The sequence below is a fragment of the Rhodococcus sp. BS-15 genome, assembly GCF_000813105.1.
GTDB lineage: Bacteria > Actinomycetota > Actinomycetes > Mycobacteriales > Mycobacteriaceae > Rhodococcoides.
Genome location: NZ_BAOX01000579.1, coordinates 1 through 950, shown reverse-complemented (window position 1 = coordinate 950; position 950 = coordinate 1). Strand labels below are relative to the sequence as shown.

2 protein-coding genes are annotated in these 950 nt (G+C 68.6%); one reads left to right on the top strand and one right to left on the bottom strand.

Annotated elements, in window-relative coordinates:
• Nucleotides 1-246: hypothetical protein (locus RHBS_RS31315; protein WP_237669877.1), on the bottom strand; the 246-nt coding region annotated here is incomplete at its 3' end.
• 3 nt (nt 247-249) lie between these two features.
• On the opposite strand from RHBS_RS31315, the gene RHBS_RS31310 reads away from it, so the two are divergent.
• The coding region (locus RHBS_RS31310; protein ID WP_237669876.1) for a DUF222 domain-containing protein at nt 250-950 on the top strand (701 nt) is incomplete at its 3' end.

Sequence of the window (950 nt, the reverse complement as noted above, 5' to 3'; positions counted from 1 at the left end):
CGAGAAAGACATGAGCAGGCAGAGAAGGAACGACGCGAACGGGAGCAGGAACGAGAGCGCGAGCAGGAGCAGGCGAGCCGAGCCGATGCAGGTAGCTCGGGTGATTGCGGTGGCGCAGATGGCGCAGATGGCGCAGGTGGCACGGGTGCCGCTGGGCCCGAACCTGCTGGGCCCGAACCTGTTCCATCGGGGCCGCCGCCGGTACCGGTGTCGGAGAACCCGAACCTGAACCGGTTCGATGTTCATCCGTTGTCCGATGGCCGCTTCCAGCTCGGTGGCAACGTCGACCGGCTCCTCGCCGAGAAGCTGCTCACGACACTGTCGGCTTTGACCGCTCCGCGGCCCGGCCCGGGTGGTGCGCGTGACCCGCGGAGTCCGTCGAAGCGGCGGGCCGATGCACTCGATCAGATCCTCGACCGGCACCTGAGCGGCAGCAGCCGCGGATCGGCAGGTGGGTCACGGGCGTCGGTGCATTTGATCGTCCCGCTGCGGGAGTTGCTCAGTGACCGCGGAAAGAATCACACTGCCTGCGCACCAACGAGTTCGACACCCGGTGCCGGTGCCGACGGCGCTACCAGAACCAGGGATGCCGACGCCGGTGCCGGCGGCAGTTCACGAACCGGCGATTTCCGCGACGATCGTGTCGGCCGTAGCGATGCCGGTAGTGATGCTGCCGGTGGTCGCGCTGCCGGGGAGAAGTCCGCTCCCGAGCCTGGCGATGCCGAGTGGCCGTTCCACTTCGACTGGACCGGGCCGATGAGCCGGTCCCTCGCCGAGCTTCTCACCTGCGACGCCGACCTCACCCCTGTCATCGTCGACCACCACGGCGTCCCGCTCGCGCTCGGCCGCAGCACCAGACTCGCCTCCGACGACCAACGCATCGCCCTGACCATCCGCGACAGATGCTGCGTGATGTGCGGGCGCCCCGCGCAGTGGTGCCAAGCCCACCA